This is a genomic window from Pseudomonas sp. CYM-20-01 (assembly GCF_023169845.1).
GTDB lineage: Bacteria > Pseudomonadota > Gammaproteobacteria > Pseudomonadales > Pseudomonadaceae > Aquipseudomonas > Aquipseudomonas azotoformans.
The window spans coordinates 607679-629233 of the sequence record NZ_AP025169.1 but is presented as its reverse complement, the minus strand read 5'-3'; the positions used below and the strand labels follow the sequence as shown (position 1 = coordinate 629233).

At 61.9% G+C, this 21555-nt stretch carries 18 protein-coding genes; all 18 read right to left on the bottom strand.

Annotated features, from left to right (window positions below; genetic code table 11):
* Positions 1-735 (bottom strand): amino acid ABC transporter ATP-binding protein, encoded by a 735-nt coding sequence (locus M2497_RS02800; protein ID WP_057724449.1) that lies wholly within the window; start codon positions 733-735, stop codon positions 1-3.
* A complete protein-coding gene (locus M2497_RS02795) occupies positions 728-1687 on the bottom strand; it encodes an amino acid ABC transporter permease (RefSeq protein ID WP_071492396.1) in 960 nt (319 codons plus the stop codon). The genes M2497_RS02800 and M2497_RS02795 overlap by 8 nt, the downstream gene beginning before the upstream one ends.
* Before the next feature lie 131 nt (positions 1688-1818).
* A complete protein-coding gene (locus M2497_RS02790) occupies positions 1819-2616 on the bottom strand; it encodes a transporter substrate-binding domain-containing protein (protein ID WP_058423699.1) in 798 nt (265 codons plus the stop codon).
* A 219-nt stretch (positions 2617-2835) separates the two neighbouring features.
* Positions 2836-3636 carry a transporter substrate-binding domain-containing protein gene (locus M2497_RS02785; RefSeq protein ID WP_248485753.1) on the bottom strand — a complete coding sequence of 267 codons (801 nt, stop codon included), beginning with the start codon at positions 3634-3636 and terminating at the stop codon, positions 2836-2838.
* Between the two features lie 185 nt (positions 3637-3821).
* A complete protein-coding gene (gene mdoH / locus M2497_RS02780; RefSeq protein ID WP_248485752.1) occupies positions 3822-6392 on the bottom strand; it encodes a glucans biosynthesis glucosyltransferase MdoH in 2571 nt (856 codons plus the stop codon).
* Positions 6385-8121 carry a glucan biosynthesis protein G gene (locus M2497_RS02775; protein WP_071497236.1) on the bottom strand — a complete coding sequence of 579 codons (1737 nt, stop codon included), beginning with the start codon at positions 8119-8121 and terminating at the stop codon, positions 6385-6387. The genes mdoH and M2497_RS02775 overlap by 8 nt, the downstream gene beginning before the upstream one ends.
* Before the next feature lie 267 nt (positions 8122-8388).
* Positions 8389-8826 carry a D-aminoacyl-tRNA deacylase gene (dtd, locus tag M2497_RS02770; protein ID WP_248485751.1) on the bottom strand — a complete coding sequence of 146 codons (438 nt, stop codon included), beginning with the start codon at positions 8824-8826 and terminating at the stop codon, positions 8389-8391.
* A complete protein-coding gene (gene pip, locus M2497_RS02765; protein ID WP_248485750.1) occupies positions 8823-9794 on the bottom strand; it encodes a prolyl aminopeptidase in 972 nt (323 codons plus the stop codon). Before pip ends, dtd begins: the two co-directional genes overlap by 4 nt.
* A gap of 103 nt (positions 9795-9897) precedes the next feature.
* Entirely contained in the window at positions 9898-10833 is a 936-nt protein-coding gene (locus M2497_RS02760) for an alpha/beta hydrolase (protein ID WP_248485749.1), read from the bottom strand.
* Positions 10830-11762, bottom strand: a complete 933-nt coding sequence (locus M2497_RS02755) for a choline ABC transporter substrate-binding protein (protein ID WP_248485748.1) — start codon at positions 11760-11762, stop codon at positions 10830-10832. Before M2497_RS02755 ends, M2497_RS02760 begins: the two co-directional genes overlap by 4 nt.
* Before the next feature lie 204 nt (positions 11763-11966).
* Positions 11967-12767 (bottom strand): N-formylglutamate deformylase, encoded by an 801-nt coding sequence (hutG, locus tag M2497_RS02750; RefSeq protein ID WP_248485747.1) that lies wholly within the window; start codon positions 12765-12767, stop codon positions 11967-11969.
* Between the two features lie 12 nt (positions 12768-12779).
* Positions 12780-13985 (bottom strand): imidazolonepropionase, encoded by a 1206-nt coding sequence (gene hutI, locus M2497_RS02745; RefSeq protein WP_248485746.1) that lies wholly within the window; start codon positions 13983-13985, stop codon positions 12780-12782.
* A 15-nt stretch (positions 13986-14000) separates the two neighbouring features.
* Complete coding sequence (locus tag M2497_RS02740; protein WP_071497071.1) at positions 14001-15410, bottom strand: amino acid permease; 1410 nt, start codon at positions 15408-15410, stop codon at positions 14001-14003.
* 202 nt (positions 15411-15612) lie between these two features.
* The gene (hutH, locus tag M2497_RS02735) at positions 15613-17151 is read right to left on the bottom strand and encodes a histidine ammonia-lyase (protein WP_248485745.1); all 1539 of its coding nucleotides are present in this window, start codon (positions 17149-17151) and stop codon (positions 15613-15615) included.
* A 20-nt stretch (positions 17152-17171) separates the two neighbouring features.
* On the bottom strand, positions 17172-18683 hold the full coding sequence (hutH, locus tag M2497_RS02730) for a histidine ammonia-lyase (protein ID WP_248485744.1): 1512 nt from the start codon (positions 18681-18683) through the stop codon (positions 17172-17174).
* A 136-nt stretch (positions 18684-18819) separates the two neighbouring features.
* Positions 18820-19644 (bottom strand): glycine betaine/L-proline ABC transporter ATP-binding protein, encoded by an 825-nt coding sequence (locus tag M2497_RS02725; RefSeq protein WP_050572407.1) that lies wholly within the window; start codon positions 19642-19644, stop codon positions 18820-18822.
* On the bottom strand, positions 19641-20492 hold the full coding sequence (locus tag M2497_RS02720) for a proline/glycine betaine ABC transporter permease (protein WP_012721776.1): 852 nt from the start codon (positions 20490-20492) through the stop codon (positions 19641-19643). Before M2497_RS02720 ends, M2497_RS02725 begins: the two co-directional genes overlap by 4 nt.
* Before the next feature lie 71 nt (positions 20493-20563).
* Positions 20564-21529 (bottom strand): ABC transporter substrate-binding protein, encoded by a 966-nt coding sequence (locus M2497_RS02715; RefSeq protein ID WP_248485743.1) that lies wholly within the window; start codon positions 21527-21529, stop codon positions 20564-20566.
* Between the last annotated feature and the right edge of the window lie 26 nt (positions 21530-21555).

Here is a 21555-nt window from a genome sequence, read left to right as displayed (position 1 = left end):
TTACAGGACCTGGCGCAGGAAAGCCTGGGCTCGTGGGTCTTTCGGTGCATCAAAGAACTCGGCCGGGGCGGCATCTTCGAGCAACTTGCCATGGTCGAAGAACAGCACGCGATCAGCCACTTCGCGGGCAAAGCCCATTTCGTGGGTGACGCAGACCATGGTCATGCCTTCCAGGGCCAAGGTCTTCATCACATCCAGCACTTCGCCGACCATTTCCGGGTCCAGCGCGGAGGTGGGTTCATCGAACAGCATCACCTTGGGCTCCATCGCCAGGGCCCGGGCAATCGCAACCCGTTGCTGCTGCCCGCCAGACAGGCGCGACGGAAACTCGTTGGCTTTCTGGGCGATGCCAACCTTTTCCAGCAGCGCCAGGGCTTTGGCCTCACGCTCCTGCTTGCCGCGCTTGCGCACGACTTTCTGCGCCAGGCACAGGTTCTCCAGCACAGTCATGTGGGGGAACAGGTTGAAGTGCTGGAACACCATGCCGACTTCGCGGCGGTAGGCGTTCACATCGGTCTTCGGGTCAGCCAGTTGCAGGCCGTCGATGCTCACCGAGCCGGAGTCGAATTCCTCCAGGCCGTTAAGGCAACGCAGGAAGGTGGACTTGCCGGAGCCGGACGGGCCGATGACCACCAGCACTTCGCCCTTGGCCACCTGCGTGGTGACGTGGTCCACCGCGCGGACCACATGGCCACGGGTGTCGAAGACTTTTACCAGATCGCGGACTTCAATCACTTTGCGCGAGCCTCCGCTCAAGCCGGCTGGCCATTTTCGACAGCGGCAGGTTGATCAGCAGGTACAGGCCTGCGACACAGAACAGGATTTCAAACGGTGAGAACGAGGTGGTGATGACTTCACGACCGCTCTTGAGCAGCTCGGTAATCGCGATCACCGACACCAGGGACGTGTCCTTCACCAGGCTGATAAATTGCCCGGCCAACGGCGGCAGCACACGCTTGAACGCCTGCGGCAACACCACGTGGCGCATCGACTGGCTGGCACTCAGGCCCAGGGAGCGGGCGGCTTCGTTCTGGCCACGGGTGATGGACTGCACGCCGGCGCGGACGATTTCCGCCACGTAGGCACCGGTAAACAGCGACAGCGCGGCGATCCCGGCGAACTCCCGAGACAGGTTGAGCACTGTGCCGATAAAGAAATAGAAAATGAAGATCTGCACCAACAGTGGTGTACCACGCACCAGTTCGACGTAGATCGTCGACAGATCCCGCAGGGTCGGGTTGCTGGACAAGCGACACAAACCCGTCGCCAGCCCGATCGCCAAACCGAGGATGCCGGACACCACCGACAACCACAGCGTGGTCCACAAGCCCCACATCAACGGGCCCAACGCCCACTGCCGGGTCACGCCCACCACGTCGCCTTCGGCCACATCGTCGCCACGCGCCACTTGCAGGCTGTTGTCGGCCACGGTCAGCTTTTGCTCGGCGCCTGCGTCGTTGCGCAGGGTGACTTCGGCCACATCGCCTTTGCGTACCAGCTCGACCACGGTGGAGATGTCAGCGGCGCGCTGGGATGTTTCGGCCTGGTAGGCGAAGTATTGCGGTACACGGTTCCAACGCCACTCGTAGGACATCAGCGAAGTGGCGTAGTACAAGGCGCCGGCCAGGCCGACCAGCACGACCACGGTCAGCAGGTGCCAGGGCCATTGGGCTTTTTTCTGTTTCATTTCACTTTCCGCGATTTGTGTTGCCTGTGAGGCCGCCATCGCGGGCAAGCCCCCTCCCACATGTTGATGTGTGAACACCGTCAAATGTGGGAGCTGGCTTGCCTGCGATACAGGCAACTCGGTCTGAAGCGTTATTCCATGTCCTTGAGCCACTCGGAGCTCTTGAACCACTTGTCATGGATGCGATCGTAGGTACCGTCATTACGGATCTGGTGCAGGAAGTTGTTGATGAAGTTGATGCTGTCGTAGTCGCCCTTCTTCAAGCCAAACGCCAGGGGTTCGAAGGTGAAGGGTTCTTCCAGGAACACCAGCTTGCCGTTGCCGACTTTCTTCTCGGCAACCACGTTGTACGGCGCGTCATACACGAAGGCATCGGCCTTGCCGTTGACCACGTCCAGCACGCCTTCCTGCTCGTTGTCGTAGCCGTGGTACTTGGCCTTGGAGATCAGCTTCTTGGCGACCATTTCACCCGTGGTGCCCAGCTTGGAAGTCAGGCGGTATTTCTCGTCGTTCAGGTCTTTGTAGGACTTGATGGTGCCTTCCAGCTCCTTGCGAATCAGCAGGGTCTGGCCGACCACGATGAACGGTTCGCTGAAGTTCAGGCGCAGGTTGCGTTCCTGGGTCAGGGTCATGCCGCTGCCGATCATGTCGAACTTGCCGGTCAGGAAGGCCGGAATGATGCCGTCGTAGCCGGTGGAGACCAGCTCCAGCTTGACGCCCATGGACTTGGCCATGGCCTTGAGGATGTCGACTTCGAAACCGATGATTTCACCGCGTTTATCTGTCATTTCGAACGGCATGTAGGTCGGGTCCATGCCGACCTTCAGCGTGCCGCGCTTGACTGCATCGTCGATCGCACCGGCCTGGGCCGCATTGGCCGCGACCAGCGCGGTGACGCCGAGCAGCAGCATCGAAAGATACTTTTTCATCATCAAGTCCCCTGAACCATTCTTATGAGATCGGCGCGCAAAAGGGCTGCACCATTTCGGGGTGCGATCCTAACCCACTCGCCTGCCGCCACAAAGGTTTCACGGCTATTTGTTGTCGGCGTATGTCGGAAAAGCCCCACAACGCTGCAGCAAACCGCAGGGGTAGACACTTGCTCAGGCAGCTCGGGCAACGGCTTGATGTGTAAGCAGTTATGACTTTCAGTCGATTTCCACCAGCCAGTCGGTGTCTTTAAACCACTTGTCGTGCAAGCGATCATAGGTCCCGTCCTGCGCCACCTGATTGAGGAAATGGTTGATCCAGTTGAGGCTGTCGAAATCACCTTTTTTCAAGCCGAACGCCAGGGGTTCGAAGGTGAAGGGTTGTTCCAACGCCAACAGCGCGCTGTTTTCCGGGCGGTTCAGGGCGATCAGGTTGTAGGGGGCGTCATGAATAAAGGCGTCAGCCTTGCCCTGCACCACCTGGCGTACGCCTTCCTCCGGCGTGGCAAAACTGCTGAGTCGCGCCGCCCCCAGAAAACGTCGGGCCGATGACTCGCCGGTGGTGCCTTCGGTGGCGGCAATTCGGTAGCCGGGATCATCGAGGTCTTCGACACTGGTGACCTTGCCCGCAAGGCTTGGGTGCAACAACACCGACTGGCCAACGACGATGAACGAATCGCTGAAATTCAGCTTGAGGTTGCGTTCCTGGGTGACGGTCATGCCGCTGCCGATCAGGTCGAACTTCTTCGCCAAGAGCCCCGCCACCAGTTCGGTGTAGGGCACCACGACCAACTCAAGTTCGACCCCGAGGGCTTGGCTCATGACCTTGAGCAGGTCGATTTCAAACCCAACGATGCGCCCCTGTTTATCGGTCATTTCGAAGGGCACGTAAGTGGGTGTGGTGCCGACTTTCAGCACGCCGCGCCGAACGGCGTCATCAATCGCGCCGGCCTGGGCCAGGCCCATGTGAATGAAAGCGACAGCGCCTATGAGCAGCGCCAAAACATACCGTTTGATCATGAATCCCCCCGTGCCAAGTCAAATGCGGGGGCGATGCTAACTCAGCCACGGGCACGGCAATACGCCTCAAGCGAGGGTCTTTTGTTTCGAAATAACAAGGTGTTGGCACAACAGAGAAAACGCGGGAAACGCTGTAGGACCAGCGCTGCGAACACCCCCGAGGCGAGCCCTCGGGGGTGCCTGAATCAGGCCGGTTGGGCCTGGGACGACAGCGGTTGCAGCGGCAGCAACGGTGCATGCGGATCTGCCTTGATCGAGTCCCGCCAGGCGGCGAGCCACTCGGCATGACCTTCGCTCCAGACCTGCTCGTGCAGGCGCGCCAGGGCGACCGGGTCACTGAGCAGGGCCAGGCGTTCGCCGTTGCTGAGGCCGGCAGGGCCGACTTTCAGCGCGTGGCGCACACGTTCGGTACGCAGGTACTCGATCGGTTCGGCCTGGGCGTGACGCGAGGTTGCCAGGGCGCAAGCCAAAGCGTTCTGCTGCGGGTCGACCACCGAACGCACAAAGCCGTCATTCAGCGCGTGCCAACGGTTTTCGTGGGTGTACTTGTCGGTAGACAGCAGCGCTTGCGGCGGATTGTATTCCTCAGGGATCAGGAACAGGCTCTCGTCGCGGGATTTGAGACCCAGCCCGACACGGCTGGAAATCACCGACACCGGGATCGACAGCATCAACGAACCGACGATCGGCACCAGCCACCACAGGAAGCTCGGGTTCAACCACACCACCAACAGCGCCCACAGGAAGCCCAGCACGGTTTGCGGACCATGACGCTTGACGGCCTCGCTCCACGGGGTGGAGTCGTCGTCACGCTGCGGTGAGTTCCAGGTCGCGGCCCAGCCGAGGAACGCGGCGAGGACGAAGCGGGTGTGGAAGATCATCCGCACCGGCGCCAGCAGCATGGAGAACAGCATCTCCAGCAGCATCGACAAGGTCACCTTGAACTTGCCACCGAACTCTTTGGCGCCCTTGGCCCAGATCAGGATGATGCTCAGCAGTTTCGGCAGGAACAGCAGCACGATGGTGGTGGAGAACAGCGCCACCGCCTTGTCCGGATGCCATTGCGGCCACAGCGGGTACAACTGGCGGGGTGCCATGAAGTACTGCGGTTCCATCAGGGTGTTCACCGCCAGCAAGGCCGTGGACAGCACCAGGAACAGGAACCACAACGGCGCCGACAGGTAGGACATCACACCCGTCAGGAACACCGCACGGTGCACCGGGTGCATGCCTTTGACCAGGAACAGGCGGAAGTTCATCAGGTTACCGTGGCACCAGCGACGGTCACGCTTGAGTTCATCCAGCAGGTTCGGCGGCAGCTCTTCATAGCTGCCCGGCAGGTCGTAGGCAATCCACACGCCCCAGCCGGCACGGCGCATCAGCGCGGCTTCAACGAAGTCGTGGGACAGGATGGAACCGGCGAACGCGCCCTTGCCCGGCAACGGCGCCAGGGCGCAATGCTCGATGAACGGTTTCATGCGGATGATCGCGTTGTGACCCCAGTAGTGGGATTCACCCAGCTGCCAGAAGTGCAGGCCGGCGGTGAACAGCGGGCCGTACACACGAGTAGCGAACTGCTGCATGCGCGCATACAGGGTGTCCATGCCCGACGCACGCGGCGCGGTCTGGATAATCCCCGCATCCGGCGTGGCTTCCATCAGGCGCACCAGGCTGGTCAGGCATTCGCCGCTCATCACGCTGTCGGCGTCGAGTACGACCATGTATTTATAGTCACCGCCCCAGCGACGGCAGAAGTCGTCGAGGTTGCCGCTCTTACGCTTCACGCGACGGCGACGACGACGATAGAAGATCTTGCCGAAACCACCGGCTTCGCGGCACACGTCAAGCCAGGCTTGCTGTTCGGCGATGCAGATGTCGGCCTCGTTACTGTCGCTGAGCACGAAGAAGTCGAAGCGATCCAGGTCACCGGTGGCGGCGACCGACTCGAACGTCGCACGCAAACCGGCAAACACCCGGGGCACGTCTTCGTTGCAGATCGGCATCACCAGCGCGGTGCGGGCGTCTTTCGGGATCGGCTCGTCGCCGGCGCTTTTACCGGAGATGCGGTATTTATCGTGACCGGTGAGCAACTCCAGGAAGCCCATCAACGCGGTCCAGAAACCGGCCGATACCCAGCAGAACAAGATCCCGAACATGATCAGGATGCTGGTTTGCAGGGCGTAGGGCAGTACCTGGGTCGCGGTTTGCAGCAGGGTCTGGTTGCGGATCTCGTCGAAGTCGACCAGCGACCAGCCCTGGTACGGCATGATGCCTTTCATGTACCAGCCGGCCACGAGGGTCTGGCCGATCATCAGCACCAGCAGGATGTAGCGGCGGATCGAACCGACGGTACGCCAGCGGGCAGCCGGCAATACGCGCTCATCTTTCGGCGGGGCCGGCGGGTTGCTGCGCCCGGTGATCCGGCGCCAGCCGCGCACCAGGATATTGGTGCGCCACGGCTCCGGGACCACACGAGTGCGACGGATCGGCGGCGTAGCCTTGAGGCACACGCGGCCCTCGGCGTCGAGGGCCAGCATTTCGGCGTCCTGCAGCTCTTCGGCGGTGCTGAGGGTCAACCGCGTGCCAACCGACGCCTGGGCGGCGTCGATGGGCGCGTCGAAGGTCTTCGACGACAAACGCTCGTGCAACTCGCTGAAGGATGAGCAGCCCGCCAGTTCGGCGCGCTGCTCAGCGGTCATCGGTAGATGCGCCAGGTACTCGGACAGAGTCTCCGGCTGGATTTGAGAATTACTCATCGGCAGGCAACTGATAGCTCCAGGTTTCGGTCAGGACTTGTTCGGTCTTGATCGGCTCCGGCGTGGCTGGGGCAGCTTCTGGCTGCTTGGCTTCCTTGTCTTTTGCGTCTTTCTTGGCCTGTTTCTCGTGTTGCTTGGCCAGGACCTTGTCGGCCTTGAGCACATGGCTCGTGTCCTGCTCAGGGGCCGGAGGCGGAACGTCCTGCACCAGCGCCGCACGCATTTCGGTCGGCTTGCCTGCGTCCTTGATCTTCATGCGCAGGGTCAGGCGCCAGCCTTTGGTGTGCTCGTTGTAGCGCACGCTGTTTTCAACCAGTTCGGCGTTGTCGCTGACACTCACCTGGCTGCGTACCGCGGCATCCGATGGCAGGGCCTTGAGGGACGGGCCCTCGAAGTCCACCAGGTACGCCACGCTGCCGTCAGGCTGACGGATCAGGTTGGATTGCTTCACATCACCGGTGGAACGCAGGGTCTGCTTGACCCAGGCGCTGTCGGCCGGGTGCAGGGATTTTTCGTCCATGGTCCAGTGCAGGCGGTAGGAAACGTCCAGCGGCTGCCCCACTTCCGGCAGTTTTTCCGGGCTCCAGAACGCAACGATGTTGTCGTTGGTTTCATCGGCGGTCGGAATCTCTACCAGATTGACGGTGCCCTTGCCCCAGTCGCCTTCAGGCTCGATCCAGGCGCTTGGGCGCTTGTCGTAGTTGTCGTCCAGGTCTTCGTAGTGGCTGAAGTCGCGGCCGCGTTGCAGCAGGCCGAAACCACGCGGGTTCTCGACGGTGAAGTTGCTGACCGACAGGTGTTTAGGGTTGTTCAGTGGGCGCCAGATCCACTCGCCGTTGCCGGCATGGATCGACAGGCCGCTGGAATCGTGCAGCTCACGGCGGTAGTTCAGCACCTTGGACGGCTGGTTCGCGCCGAACAGGTACATGCTGGTCAACGGGGCAACACCCAGTTTGCTGACCTTGTCGCGCAGGAACATCTGGGATTTCACGTCGACAATGGTGTCGGTGCCCGGACGCAGGATCAGCCGGTAAGCACCGGTAGCGCGCGGCGAGTCCAGCAGGGCAAAGATCACCAGTTGTTTCTCACCCGGTTTCGGACGCTCGATCCAGAACTCGGTGAAACGCGGGAATTCTTCGCCCGAAGGCAATGCCGTGTCGATTGCCATGCCACGGGCAGACAGGCCATAGGCTTGGCCCTTGCCGACCACGCGGAAGTAGCTCGCGCCCAGCATGGTCATGATTTCGTCTTGCTTGTCGGCCTTGTTGATCGGGTACAGCACACGGAAGCCGGCATAACCCAGCTGTTCGGTGGCTTTGGGATCAAACTTCACGTCGCCGAAATCGAAGCGTGTCGGGTCGTACTTGATTTCCTGGACGCTGTCGGCGGTGACTTCGTTGATTTTCACCGGTGTATCGAAGTGCATACCCTGGTGATAGAAGGACAGCTTGAACGGGGTGTTCTGATCAGCCCACTCGGCTTTTTCGTTGCGGAAACGAATCTTCTGGTAGTCCGCGAATTTCATTTCGCGGAATTCGTTCGGCAGATTGCTGCGCGGAGCTTCGTATTTCTGCCCGGCCAGCTCTTTTGCCTTGGCCGACACATCATCCAGACTGAATGCCCACAGTTGACCCGCGCCGAACAGGCAAAACAGGGCGGAGCCCGTCACCAGTGCGTTTCGTAACCGTTTGGCAGACAATTTTGGTGCATTACAGGGACTAACAATCACGAGCAACCCTCGCCGAAAACAGATCAAAAAACCAACGGCCAGCTATCTATATGCCAGGTTGGCGAGCATTGTTCCGACTCCCCTGGGGCAAAATGATTCCCCATTGGCGATCGGACAAGTCTCTACCTAAGTCAAAAATGGACCAAACAACGCTGATCCCCGTAGCGCGCGATTATCTAGTAGCCCGCGAGACAACGCATCAGGGACAACGAAGTATTTGTAGCGAAACCCTGCGTTTTTAGGCATTAAAAGTCGTTTTTAATACATTCACGTCTGCAAGAGGAAGGTCACAGGGCCATCATTGACCAAATGCACCTGCATATCCGCGCCAAAACGCCCCGACGCCACCTTGCCATGCAATTGTTGCGCTTGTAACAGCAAGTGATCAAAAAGCGCCGCTCCCAGGGCCGGCGGCGCCGCTGTGGAGAAGCTCGGCCGCAGCCCGCTCTTGGTATCCGCCGCCAGGGTGAACTGCGACACCAGCAACAAACCGCCGTCGATATCCTTCAACGACAGGTTCATCTTGCCTTCGGCATCGCTGAACACCCGGTAGTTCAGCAGCTTGTGCAGCAGCTTATCGGCACTTTCCGGCGTATCCGCAGGCTCGACGGCCACCAGCACCAGCAAACCCTGGTCGATGGCGCCGACGATTTCGCCCGCGACCTCGACCCGGGCGCCGCGCACCCGTTGCAACAGGCCCTTCATGCTTCTTCAGGCGGCAGATCGAGCAAGCGCCGTGCCATTTCGCTGGTCGCACGTACCAAGGCATCGGTGATGCCGGGTTCGGACGCCGCATGGCCGGCTTCGCGAATCACCTGCAGCTCACTGTTGGGCCACGCCTGGTGCAACTCCCAGGCGTTATCCAAAGGGCAGATCATATCGTAGCGCCCATGGATGATTACGCCAGGCAGATGGGCGATCTTGTGCATATCGCGGATCAGCTGGTTCGGCTCCAGGAACGAGTTGTTGGTGAAGTAGTGGCACTCGATCCGCGCGATGGACAGGGCGCGTTGCGGCTCGGAAAAACGCTCCACGTGCGCCGGGCTCGGGCACAGGCCCAACATGCGCCCTTCCCAGCCCGACCAGGCCTTGGCCGCGTGCATCTGGGCGATCTGGTCGTTGCCGGTGAGGCGCTTGTGGTAGGCCGCGATCATGTCGTGGCGCTCTTCCACCGGGATCGGCGCGATGTAGTCCTGCCAGTAATCCGGGAACAGGCGGCTCGCGCCCTCCTGGTAGAACCAATGAATGTCCTGCGGGCGGGCCAGGAAGATGCCGCGCACGATCAGGCCATGCACGCGCTCCGGGTGGGTTTGCGCGTAGGCAAGGGACAGGGTCGAGCCCCAGGAACCGCCGAACAGCACCCATTTTTCGATGCCCAGGTGCTCGCGGATGCGCTCAAGGTCGGCGACCAGGTCCCAGGTGGTGTTGTTTTCCAGGCTGGCGCGCGGGGTGGAGCGCCCGCAGCCGCGCTGGTCAAAGGTGACGATGCGGTACAGGTTGGGATCGAAGTAGCAGCGGCTCTGCGCATCACAACCGGAACCAGGGCCACCATGGATGAATACGACGGGCAAGCCTTCGGGGGAGCCACTTTCATCGACGTACAGCGTGTGGATGTCATCGACTGCCAGATCGTGCCGGGCGTAGGGTTTGATCTGCGGGTACCAAGTCTGCATTGCGCGCTCCGTAAGGGGTCGGGTTCATCCCTGGGGGGACGTCTTTTATTTTGCCGTCTGGCACTATAAACCCGAATTGTGCAATGAGCATGTCCTAGAGCGCTTAGACCTGTGTCAGCCCTTCGCTCCCCAGGTAATCCAGCAGGAAATCGTAGAGCCGGTCCACCTCCGGTACGTGCCGCCGGGCCCTCAGGCAACCGTGCACCAGGCCTTTGCCGGGATACAGCACGCTGCTCACACCCGCCGCTTGCAGGCGCTCGGCGTAAAGCATGCCGTCATCACGCAGCGGGTCGAACTGGGCCACGGCAATGAATGCCTTGGGCAAACCGCTGAAGTCGTCGACCAGCAGCGGCATGGCATACGCCGTGGGCTTGCCGCTGCCCTGCAGGTACAGCGCCAGGTAACTCTCAGTGTCGGCGCTGCTGAGCAAGGGCGCATCCGCACAGTCGCGCCGCGACGGCAGTTCAGGTGGGCCGCCCAGCCCCGGGTAAATCAGCACCTGGGCCAGCGGCAGTGGCTGCCGGTCGTCGCGCAACCCCAGGCACACCGCCGCGGCCAGGTTGCCGCCCGCGCTGTCGCCGATCACCACCAGGCGTTGCAGGTTGATGGCATGCGGCCCCTGCCCCGCCTGGATCGCCTGCCACACGGCGCGGCAATCCTCATAGGCCGCCGGAAACGGATGCTCGGGCGCCAAGCGGTAATCAATAGCGATTACCAGCACCTGCAAGGCCGTGGCCAATTCGAAGCAGATGAAGTCGTGGGAATCCAGCCCGCCGACCACCCAACCACCGCCGTGCATATAAAGAAGGCACGGCCAGCCAGCCAAGGGCGCGGGGGCAGCGGGCAGATAACTGCGCACACTCACGCCAGCCAGGGAAAAATCCGTCATCGCCAGCCCGTCGGGCACCGGCGGGGTAAACGCCTGGCACATGCGGTCGTAGCTGTGGCGCAACCCAGCCAGCGACGCGTCGTCGCTCGTGAAGGACTCCGTCTTCTCCACAAACGCCGCCAGTTCCGGCGAGATCGGGTATCGACTCATTTAAGGCTCGCCTGCACCGCCGCTACACCATCGCCGCCATCAAATGCCTTTACCCCAGCCAACCAGCGCTGCAAATCCTCGGGATGATCACGCAACCATTGCCTGGCCACCTCCTGCGGCGACTGGCGCTCCATGATCGGTACCATCAACTGGCTTTCCTGGGCGGCGGTGAAGGTAAGGTTCTCCAACAGGCGGTTGGCGTTGGGGCAGCGCTCGGCGAAGTCTGGCGCGGTGACGGTGGACACGGTGGCACGGCCTTCGTCGGGGCCGAACACGTCTTCGCTGCCGGTGAGGTAGGCCATTTTCATGTTGATGTTCATCGGGTGCGGGGTCCAACCGACGAACACCACGAACTCCTTGCGATTCACCGCGCGCTGCACGGCGGCGAGCATGCCCGCCTCACCCGAGGCCACCAGCTTGAAGCCACCCAGGCCGAAGCGGTTGGTGTCGATCATTTTCTGGATATCGGTGTTCGCGCCGCTGCCCGGCTCGATGCCATAGATCTTGCCGCCGAGCTTGTCCTTGAAGCGGGCGATGTCGGCAAAGGTCTTCAAGCCCGCGTCGGCCACATATTGCGGCACGGCCAGGGTGGCCTGGGCGTCGGCGAGGCTCGGGGTGTCGAAGACCTTGACCTGCCTGGCCGCCAGGAACGGCGCGATGTTGTTGTCCATCGCGGGTTTCCAGTAGCCGAGGAAGATGTCCAGGCGCTTGTCGCGGATGCCGGCGAAGATGATCTGCTGCACCGCGCTGGTCTGTTTGCTGTCGTAGCCCAGGCCATTGAGCAGCACGTCGGCCATGCCGGAGGTGGCGATCACATCGGTCCAGCTGACCACGCCCATGCGGATGCTTTTGCAGGAGGCCGGTTCGGCGGCCATGGCGTGTGCACTGAGCAGTGCGACACAGGTGAGGGGCAACAACAGTTTTTTCATGGATGAGCGCTCACTCGGCTGTTTTTATTCAACAACCTTACGCAGTGAAAATGCATTCAACACGAACTGTGGCGACCGGCAGTTGCACTGGGGCGACGGTGAGACCGCCATCGGGGGCAAGCCCCCTCCCACATTTGACTGGGTTCATAAATCAAAAGGTGGGAGGGGGCTTGCCCCCGATAGCTATTCCAGCAGCCCCGCAATTCACCGATAACGCGCTTGCCCCCAGGCCAATAGCCCTTCCAGCAATTGCTTCAGCACCACCCGCGTCGGCTCGGCCAAATCAGGGCGATATCGGAACGGCTCAACCTCTTCCATATAAGTGCTCTGGCACAACTCCAACTGCACCGCGTGGATATCCTGCGCCGGGTCGCCGTAATGCCGAGTGATGTGGCCGCCCTTGAAGCGTCCGTTCAATACATGGGAGTACTGCGGATGCGCGGCGCAAATGGCTTCCAATTGGCTGGCCAATTCGGGATCACACGCGGCGCCATTGAACGTACCAAGGTTAAAGTCCGGCAACTTTCCGTCGAACAGGTGCGGGATCACCGAGCGGATCGAGTGTGCATCGAACAGCAAGGCGTAGCCGAATTCGGCCTTGAGGCGTGCCAGCTCTTCTTGCAGGGCACGGTGGTACGGCCCCCAGATTTTCTGCAGATAGCTGACGCGTTCCTCCTGGGACGGCTCCAGCCCTTCGCGGAACAACGGCACGCCGTCGAACAGCGTCGCCGGGTACAGCCCGGTGGTCGCACCGGCGTACAACGGCTTGTCGTCGGACGGCCGGTTCAGGTCGATGACAAACCGCGAGTATTCGGCGGCCAGGGTGCTGGCGCCCAGCTCTTCGGCGAAGTCATACAGCGCAGGAATGTGCCAATCGGTATCCGGCAGGCTTTGCGCCTCGGGGATCAACCCGGCTTCGACCGCAGGCGTCACGCGCAGGCCGGCATGGGGCATGCTGATCAGCAGCGGCACGCGGCCTTGTTTGAAGTTCAGAACCTTATCCACAAGCAGTACTCCTCATACAGTGGCGTCGACGCCATGGCGCACGACGCGTTTATCCAGCTCGCCACCCAGCCAGTACGCCAGGTCGGCGGGACGATCAATCTGCCAAGCGACAAAATCCGCGACCTTGCCCACCTCCAGCGAACCGTGGGTGTCGCCCATGCCTAATGCGGTAGCCGCATGTTGCGTGGCACCGGCCAGGGCTTCTTCCGGGGTCATGCGGAACAGGGTGCAGGCCATGTTCAGCATCAGGCGTACCGACAACGCCGGCGAAGTACCGGGGTTGAGGTCGCTGGCGATGGCAATTTTCACGCCGTGCTTGCGCAGGGCCTCCATCGGCGGCAATTGGGTTTCGCGCAGGAAGTAGAAGGCGCCCGGCAGCAACACCGCGACGGTGCCGGAAGCGGCCATGGCGATGGCATCTTCTTCGGTCATGAATTCCAGGTGATCCGCCGACAATGCCTGGTAACGCGCGGCCAGGCTGGAACCGTGCAACGAAGAGAGCTGCTCGGCGTGCAGTTTCACCGGCAGGCCGAGTTGCTGGGCAACTTTGAACACGCGCTCCACCTGTTCGGTGGAGAACGCCAGGTACTCACAGAACGCATCCACCGCGTCCACCAGCCCTTCCGCCGCCAGGGCCGGCAGCATGTCGGCGCAGATATGGTCGATGTAGTCGTCGGCGCGGTCCTTGTACTCCGGCGGCAACGCATGGGCCGCCAGGCACGTGGCGCGCACGCTGACCGGCAGCGCTTCACCGAGGCGACGGGCCACACGCAGCATCTTGCGTTCGTTGGCCAGGTCCAGGCCGTAGCCGGACTTGATCTCCACGGTGGTGACGCCATCACGCAGCAGACTGCGCAGGCGTTTTTCAGCACTGGCAAACAGCTCATCTTCGGTTGCGGCGCGAGTGGCGCGCACCGTGCTGGCAATACCACCGCCCTTGGCCGCGATCTCGGCGTAGCTGACGCCTTCGAGGCGTTGCTCGAATTCGCCGCTGCGGTTACCGCCGAACACCGTGTGGGTGTGGCAGTCGATCAGCCCGGGGGTGACCCACGCGCCGTGCAGGTCATGCACCTGGGCGTAATCCGCCGTGGGTGCCTGGCTGCGGGGGCCGATCCACTCGATGAGCGAACCCGCGGTGACCATGGCGGCATCCTCGATGATCGAGTACTTGCCCTGGGCCATGGTTGCGACGTGGCAGTGTTGCCAAAGCGTTTTCATCAACGCCTCCCTAGATTAACGATGAGACAAAGCCGGGTCGTAATGGACCTTGGCCGCTTGCCCGGCAGCGGGTTTGACCCACAGCAGGTAGGCCACCACCAACAGCACGATCCATACGGCACCGACCAGCAAGGCAGCCTGGGTGTCCGGGAAGTAACCCAGCACACCAAACACGAACAGCATGAATACGATGGCGGCCGCCGGCGCATAGGGCCAGAACGGCACCGGGAATTTCAATTCGGCGACCTGCTCCTTGGTCATTGAGCGGCGCATGGCGACCTGGGTGAACAGGATCATCAGCCACACCCAAACGGTGGCGAAGGTGGCAATCGAGGCGATCAGCAGGAATACGTTTTCCGGGATCAGGTAGTTGAGCACCACGCCACCCAGCAAGGCTGCGCCCATCACCACCACAGTCATCCACGGCACACCGTGTTTCGACAGTTGCGCGAAGCCCTTGGGTGCCTGCCCCTGCTGGGCCAGGCCGTACATCATGCGGCCGGCGCCGAAGATGTCGCTGTTGATGGCCGAAACAGCGGCCGAGATCACCACGATATTGAGGATGGTCGCCGCCGAGCCAATGCCCAGGTTGCTGAAGATCTGCACGAACGGGCTGCCCTGGCTGCCGATCTGCGGCCATGGGTAGATGGCCATCAGCACGAACAGGGTCAGCACGTAGAACAACAGGATACGCAGCGGCACCGCGTTGATCGCCTTGGGGATCACGCGCTGCGGGTCCTTGGCTTCGCCGGCGGTGATGCCGATGATTTCGATGCCGCCGAAGGCAAACATCACCACCGCAAACGAAGCGATCAGGCCGCCGATACCATTAGGCATGAAGCCACCGTGGGCCCACAGGTTGCTGAGGCCACTGGCCTGGGTCTCACCGGCCGAGTGGATGCCGAACAGCATGATGCCGAAGCCGCCGAGGATCATCGCCACGATGGCGCCGACCTTGAGCAGCGACAGCCAGAACTCCATTTCGCCAAACACTTTGACGTTGCACAGGTTCAGGCCGCCGATCAGAAACACGATGCCGAGCACCCAGACCCAACGCGCGACCTCGGGAAACCAGAAGCCCATGTAGATGCCGAAGGCGGTGACGTCGGCCAGGCACACGATGATCATTTCAAACGCGTAGGTCCAGCCGAGGATAAACCCGGCCATGGGACCCAGGTAGGTGCTGGCGTACTGGCCGAAGGAACCGGCGACCGGGTTGTGCACGGCCATTTCACCGAGGGCACGCATCACCATGAACACGGCGGCGCCGCCGATCAGGTAGGCCAGCAGCACAGCGGGACCAGCCATCTGGATAGCCGAGGCGGAGCCATAGAACAACCCGGTACCGATCGCGGAACCGAGTGCCATGAAGCGAATATGTCGGGCGCTGAGCCCGCGTTTCAAACCTTTTTCTTGCTGGTGCATTTCTCGTCCTTAATTATTTTTATCCTGAGAAAATTTAGAGCCAGTTGCCTGACAACTGTAGTGAGCGGGCTTGCCCCGCGCTGGGCTGCGAAGCGGCCCTGAAGTTGCCACCGCATTTCTTCAGACAGAACGCGGCGGCAGTTTTTTGGGGCTGCTGCGCAGCCCAGCGCGGGGCAAGCCCGCTCACTACAGGGTGTGGCGGTTACAGGCTCGGCAGCAGCTTGGCCGGCACCAGCTCATTCAGGCAGCGAGTGGCGAGCAGTTCGCTGGCGGCGTTGATGTCCGGCGCGAAAAAGCGGTCCTTGTCGTAGAACGCCACTTTGCTGCGCAGGATGCCACGCGCCTTTTCCAGCTTCGGCGAAGTTTTCAGGCCTTCGCGCAGGTCCAGGCCCTGGCACGCGGCCAGCCACTCAACCGCGAGAATGCCACGGGTGTTCTCAGCCATTTCCCACAGGCGTTTGCCCGCAGCCGGGGCCATCGACACGTGGTCTTCCTGGTTGGCGGAGGTCGGCAGGCTGTCGACGCTATGGGGATGAGACAACGCCTTGTTCTCGCTGGCGAGCGCGGCAGCGGTCACCTGGGCGATCATGAAGCCGGAGTTCACGCCGCCATTGCCCACCAGGAACGGCGGCAGTTGCGACATGTGCTTGTCCATCATCAGCGAGATACGGCGCTCACTCAGCGAGCCGATTTCGGCGATGGCCAGCGCCATGTTGTCGGCCGCCATGGCCACCGGTTCGGCGTGGAAGTTGCCACCGGAGATCACGTCGCCTTCAGCGGCAAACACCAGCGGGTTGTCCGACACGGCGTTGGCCTCGACCACCAGCACTTCAGCGGCCTGGCGGAACTGGGTCAGGCAGGCGCCCATGACTTGTGGCTGGCAGCGCAGCGAGTACGGGTCTTGCACCTTGTCGCAGTTCTGGTGCGACTGGGACACCTGGCTGCTGTCGCCGAGCAGGTCACGGTAAGCCGCAGCAGAGTCAATCTGCCCACGCTGGCCGCGAGCGGCATGGATGCGCGCATCGAATGGCGAACGCGAACCCAACACCGCTTCCACAGTGAGGCCGCCGCAGGCCAGGGCGCCGGCGAACAGGTCTTCACCTTCGAACAGGCCGCGCAGTGCATAAGCAGTCGACACCTGGGTGCCGTTGAGCAGCGCCAGGCCTTCTTTGGCGGCAAGGGTCAGCGGCGTGAGGCCGGCGACTTTCAGCGCGTCAGTCGCTTCCAGCCACTCGCCTTTGTAGCGTGCCTTGCCTTCGCCCAGCAGCACCAGGGACATGTGCGCCAACGGCGCCAGGTCGCCGGAGGCACCCACCGAACCTTTCAGCGGAATATGCGGGTACACCTCGGCGTTGATCAGCGCAATCAGTGCGTCGATCACCTGTCGACGAATGCCGGAGAACCCACGGCTCAGGCTGTTGACCTTGAGCACCATGACCAACCGCACCAGCGCATCGCTGATCGGCTCACCGACGCCAGCGGCGTGGGACAGCACCAGCGAACGCTGAAGGTTTTCCAGGTCTTCGCTGGCGATGCGGGTCGAGGCCAGCAGGCCGAAACCGGTGTTGATACCGTAGGCGGTGCGGTTCTCGGCGAGAATCTGCTCCACGCAGGCCACACTGGCTTCGATCTGCGCCGTGGCGCTGTCATCCAGACTGAGGGTTACCGGCTGCTGGTAGATGGCTCGCAGTTGGGCAAGGCTCAGTTGGCCTGGAATCAGGTTTAGCGCAGTCACATTCATACTCCTTCTGAATTGTTCTTTTAAAAGTGCACATTCGGTAAATCGGTGTTTTTCAGCAGTTGAGCGGCGGCGGCAATGTCCGGCGCCAGCCAACGGTCCTGTTCATAGGCCGGCACGACGTCGCGCAGCAGACGCCAGGCACGTTCGGTGCCGACGCCGAAACGTTGTTCCTTGAGAAACTCGAACGCCTGGGCCGCCAACAAGTACTCGATGGCGAGAATCTGGGTCACGTTGGCCAGCACCTGGTGCAGCTTGAGCGCCGCATTGGTGCCCATGCTCAGGTGGTCTTCCTGCAGGCCCGAGGTGACGAAGTTGTCGAGCACCGCCGGTTGCGCCAATTGGCGGTTTTGCCCGCACAGTGAGGCGGCGACGTACTGCACGATCATCATCCCGGAGTTGACCCCAGGGTTGCTGACCAGGAACGCCGGCAAGCCGCTGACGTGCGGGTTGATCAGGCGGTCCAGGCGACGTTCGGCCACCGCGCCGATTTCGGCCATGGCAATCGCCAGCATGTCCGCCGCCAACGCCACGGACTGGCCATGCGGGTTGGCCTGGGACACCACGCGGTAGTGTTCCGGCGTGCCGAGCACCAGCGGGTTGTCGGTGGCGCTGTTGAGTTCAGTCTCGATCTGGCGCGTGGCGTGCTCTACCTGGTCGCGTGCCGCGCCGTGGATCTGCGGGATCGAGCGAATGCTTAACGCATCCTGTGTGCGAATGCCCTTGCTGCTGGCGATCACTTCGCTGCCATCAAGCAGGGCGCGCAGGTTGATACCCACTTGCTGCATGCCGGGGTGCGGCTTGAGGGCGATGATTTCTTCATCGAAGGCATCGATCTGACCACGCTGGGCTTCGAAGCTCATGGCGCCGATCACGTCGGCCCATTGCAGCAAGTGATGCGCGTCGGCCAGGGCCAGACAGCTCAGGCCAGTCATGCACGGCGTGCCGTTGACCAGGCACAGACCGTCCTTGGCGCCGAGCACCACCGGCTGCAGACCTTCCGCGTTCAATGCCTCTTGAGCCGGAACGATCCGACCTTGGTAACTCACATTGCCCACACCCAGCAGCGCCACGCCAACATGGGCCATATGGGTCAGGTAACCCACCGAGCCCTGGGACGGCACTTGCGGCGTGATGCCGTGGTTGAGCAGCGCCAGCAGCGAATGCACCACCTGCGGATGCAGGCCGGATTTGCCGTGGCTGTAGTTGATGATGGCGGCGCAGATGATCGCGCGGGTCTGTTCGTCGCTCAACACCGGGCCGACGCCACAGGCGTGGCTGAGCAAGGTGTTGCGCGAGAGTTGGCTGAGTTGCTCGCCCTTGAGCGACACATTGCACAGCGCGCCCAGGCCGGTGTTCACGCCATAGGCGCGCTCACCGCTGGTGACGATGCGCTGCACGATGGCCTGGGCATTGTCGATGCGCGCCCAGGCCTGGCCCGAGAGTTCGAGCACCGCGCCGTGGCGGGCGACGGCGACGACGTCCTGCCAGCGCAGCGGGGCGTTGGCGATGGTGATTTTTGTTGCCTGGGGCATCTTCATACCTTCTTGAATTTTTGTGCAGCTCTGCCGGACCTATCGGGGGCAAGCCCCCTCCCACATTTGGAATGCATTCCCCTGTGGGAGGGGGCTTGCCCCCGATGAGGTCATCAGCCTCACCAACAATTCCAGCTCAGACCACCGCCGCCCGCCGCTGGACAAACCGATCCACATACTCATCCGCCGGCGAATGCAGGATCTCCCGCGGCGTGCCGACCTGGATCAACTTGCCGTCCTTGAGGATTGCAATGCGGTTGCCGATGCGCACGGCCTCGTCGAGGTCGTGGGTGATGAACACGATGGTTTTGTGCAGGGTCTTTTGCAGCTCCAGCAACTGGTCCTGCATCTCGGCGCGGATCAGTGGGTCGAGGGCGCTGAAGGCTTCGTCCATCAGGATGATGTCGGTGTCGGCCGCTAACGCACGGGCCAGGCCGACACGCTGGCGCATGCCGCCGGAAAGCTGGTGCGGGTATTTGTTTTCGTAGCCCTTGAGGCCCACGGTTTCGATCCAGTGCAGGGCGCGTTCGGCGCACACCTGTTTGGTTTCGCCACGCACTTTCAGGCCGTAGGCGACGTTGTCGAGCACGCTCTTGTGGGGCAACAGGCCGAAGCTCTGGAACACCATGCTGATCTTGTGCCGACGGAATTGGCGCAGGGCTTCCATGTCCAGTTGCAGGATATCTTCACCGTCCACCAGGATCGCGCCGCTGGTGGGGTCGATCAGGCGGTTGAAGTGGCGCACCAGAGTGGACTTGCCGGAACCCGATAGGCCCATGATCACGAAGATCTCGCCAGTGCCGATGCTCAGGGACAGGTCGTTCACACCGACCACGCAGCCGGTTTCGGCCAGCACCTGGTCCTTGGTCTTGCCCTGGCCGATCAACGACAGCGCATCCTTGGAGCGGGCGCCGAAGATCTTGAAGACGTTTTTGACTTCGATTTTGCTGACAGTAGTCATTTGCTCGCCTCATGCCGTGGACGACCATAGGCCTGGGTAATGCGGTCGATGACCACTGCGAGAATCACGATCGCCAGGCCGGCTTCAAGGCCACGCCCGACGTTGAGGGTCTGGATGCCGACAAGTACGTCTTCACCCAGGCCACGGGCGCCGATCATCGAGGCGATCACCACCATTGACAGCGCCATCATGGTGGTCTGGTTGATACCGGCCATGATGCTCGGCAACGCCAGTGGCAGTTGCACGCCGAACAGTTGCTGCCAACGGTTGGCACCGAAGGCGTTGATGGCTTCCATGACTTCGCCGTCGACCTGGCGAATGCCCAGGTCTGTGAGGCGAATCAGCGGTGGCGCGGCGTAGATCACCGTGGCGAAAATCGCCGGGACCTTGCCCAGGCCGAACAGCATCAGCACCGGGATCAGGTATACGAAACTCGGCATGGTCTGCATGATGTCGAGCAGCGGCATCAGCACCGAACGCAGGCGATTGCTGCGTGCGGACAGAATGCCCAGCGGAATGCCGATCAGCACCGAGATCACCGTGGCGACCATCATCAAGGCCAGGGTCTGCATCAGCTTGTCCCACAGGCCAACCGCGCCCACCAGGAACAGCAGGCCGACGATCACTGCCGTGGTCACCACCTTGCGGGTAGCGTGCCAGGCGACGGCGCCGACAATGGCCAGCATCAGCCACCACGGCGCTGCGCGCAGCAACCCTTCCAGGTTGACGATGGCCCACAGCAGGGTGTCGGAAATGTGCCGGAACACATCACCGTAGTTGGTGACCAGTGAGTCCACCCAACCGTTGACCCAGTCGGCGATGGAAAACGTAAAACTCTCAGGAAACATATCGTGCTCTCGATCCAGTGGGTTGTGGCCAGGCGCCCGGCTGCCCCTCAGGGTAGCCGGGCACGCTTGACCTACAAGGCCGCGTCGATTTTCTTGGCTGCGTCGTCGCTCACCCAGGCGTGCCAGACTTCAGGATGTTCCTTGAGGAAAATTTTCGCCAGTTTTGGCGACTCAATTCGCTCCTTGGCCATGCGGCCCAGGTTCTGGTTCAGCAGGTCGATGGGCAGGTTGACCTTTTCCAGCACGGCCACCAGTTCTGGAGCTTGCTCGTGGAAGGTCTTGGACAGGCCGACCTTGATGCTCACGCTTTTATCCACGCCGGGTTTTTCTTCCAGCTTGACCAGGTCGACCTGGCCCATCAGCGGCGTGGGCGACCAGTAGTAGAACAGGATCGGCTCGCCACGCTTGTAGCTCGACAGCACCGCCGCATCCAGCGCCGGGCCGGTGCCTGGGCGGAAGTTGGTGTAGGTGCTTTCCAGGCCGTAGCTTTTCAGCATCTCGCTGTTGTCCAGCTCGCAAGTCCAGCCGGCCGGGCAGTTGTAGAAGCGGCCCTTGGAGGGCTCTTCCTGGTCCTTGAACACCGAGGCGTACTTGGCCAGGTCGGCGATGGTTTTCAGCTCCGGGGCCTTGGGCTCCAGCTTGCGCTTGGCATCGCCTTCGATCACATAACGCGGCACGTACCAGCCTTCGATAGCGCCCACAACCGGGGCGCCGACGCCGACGACTTTGCCGGCCTTCTCGGCCTTGTTCCAGACTTCACTGCGGCCGACCCACTCTTCGGCAAACACCTGGATGTCGTTGCTGCTCAGGGCGTTTTCCATGGTGATGGAGTTGCCCGGCAAGCTGTCGGTTTTGCAGTCGTAGCCTTTTTCCAGCACGGTTTGCAGGATGTCGGTGAGCAACATGCCGCTCTCCCAGTTCAGGCCGGCGAATTTCACCGGCTTGCCGGATTCGCACCAACCGGCTGCCTGGGCGCCAGCGCTGGCCAGCAAGCCTGCAGAGAGCAAGGTAGCCATCAGGGTCTTATGCATTTTCATTGTTGTGACGCTCCCAATCTTGAAAT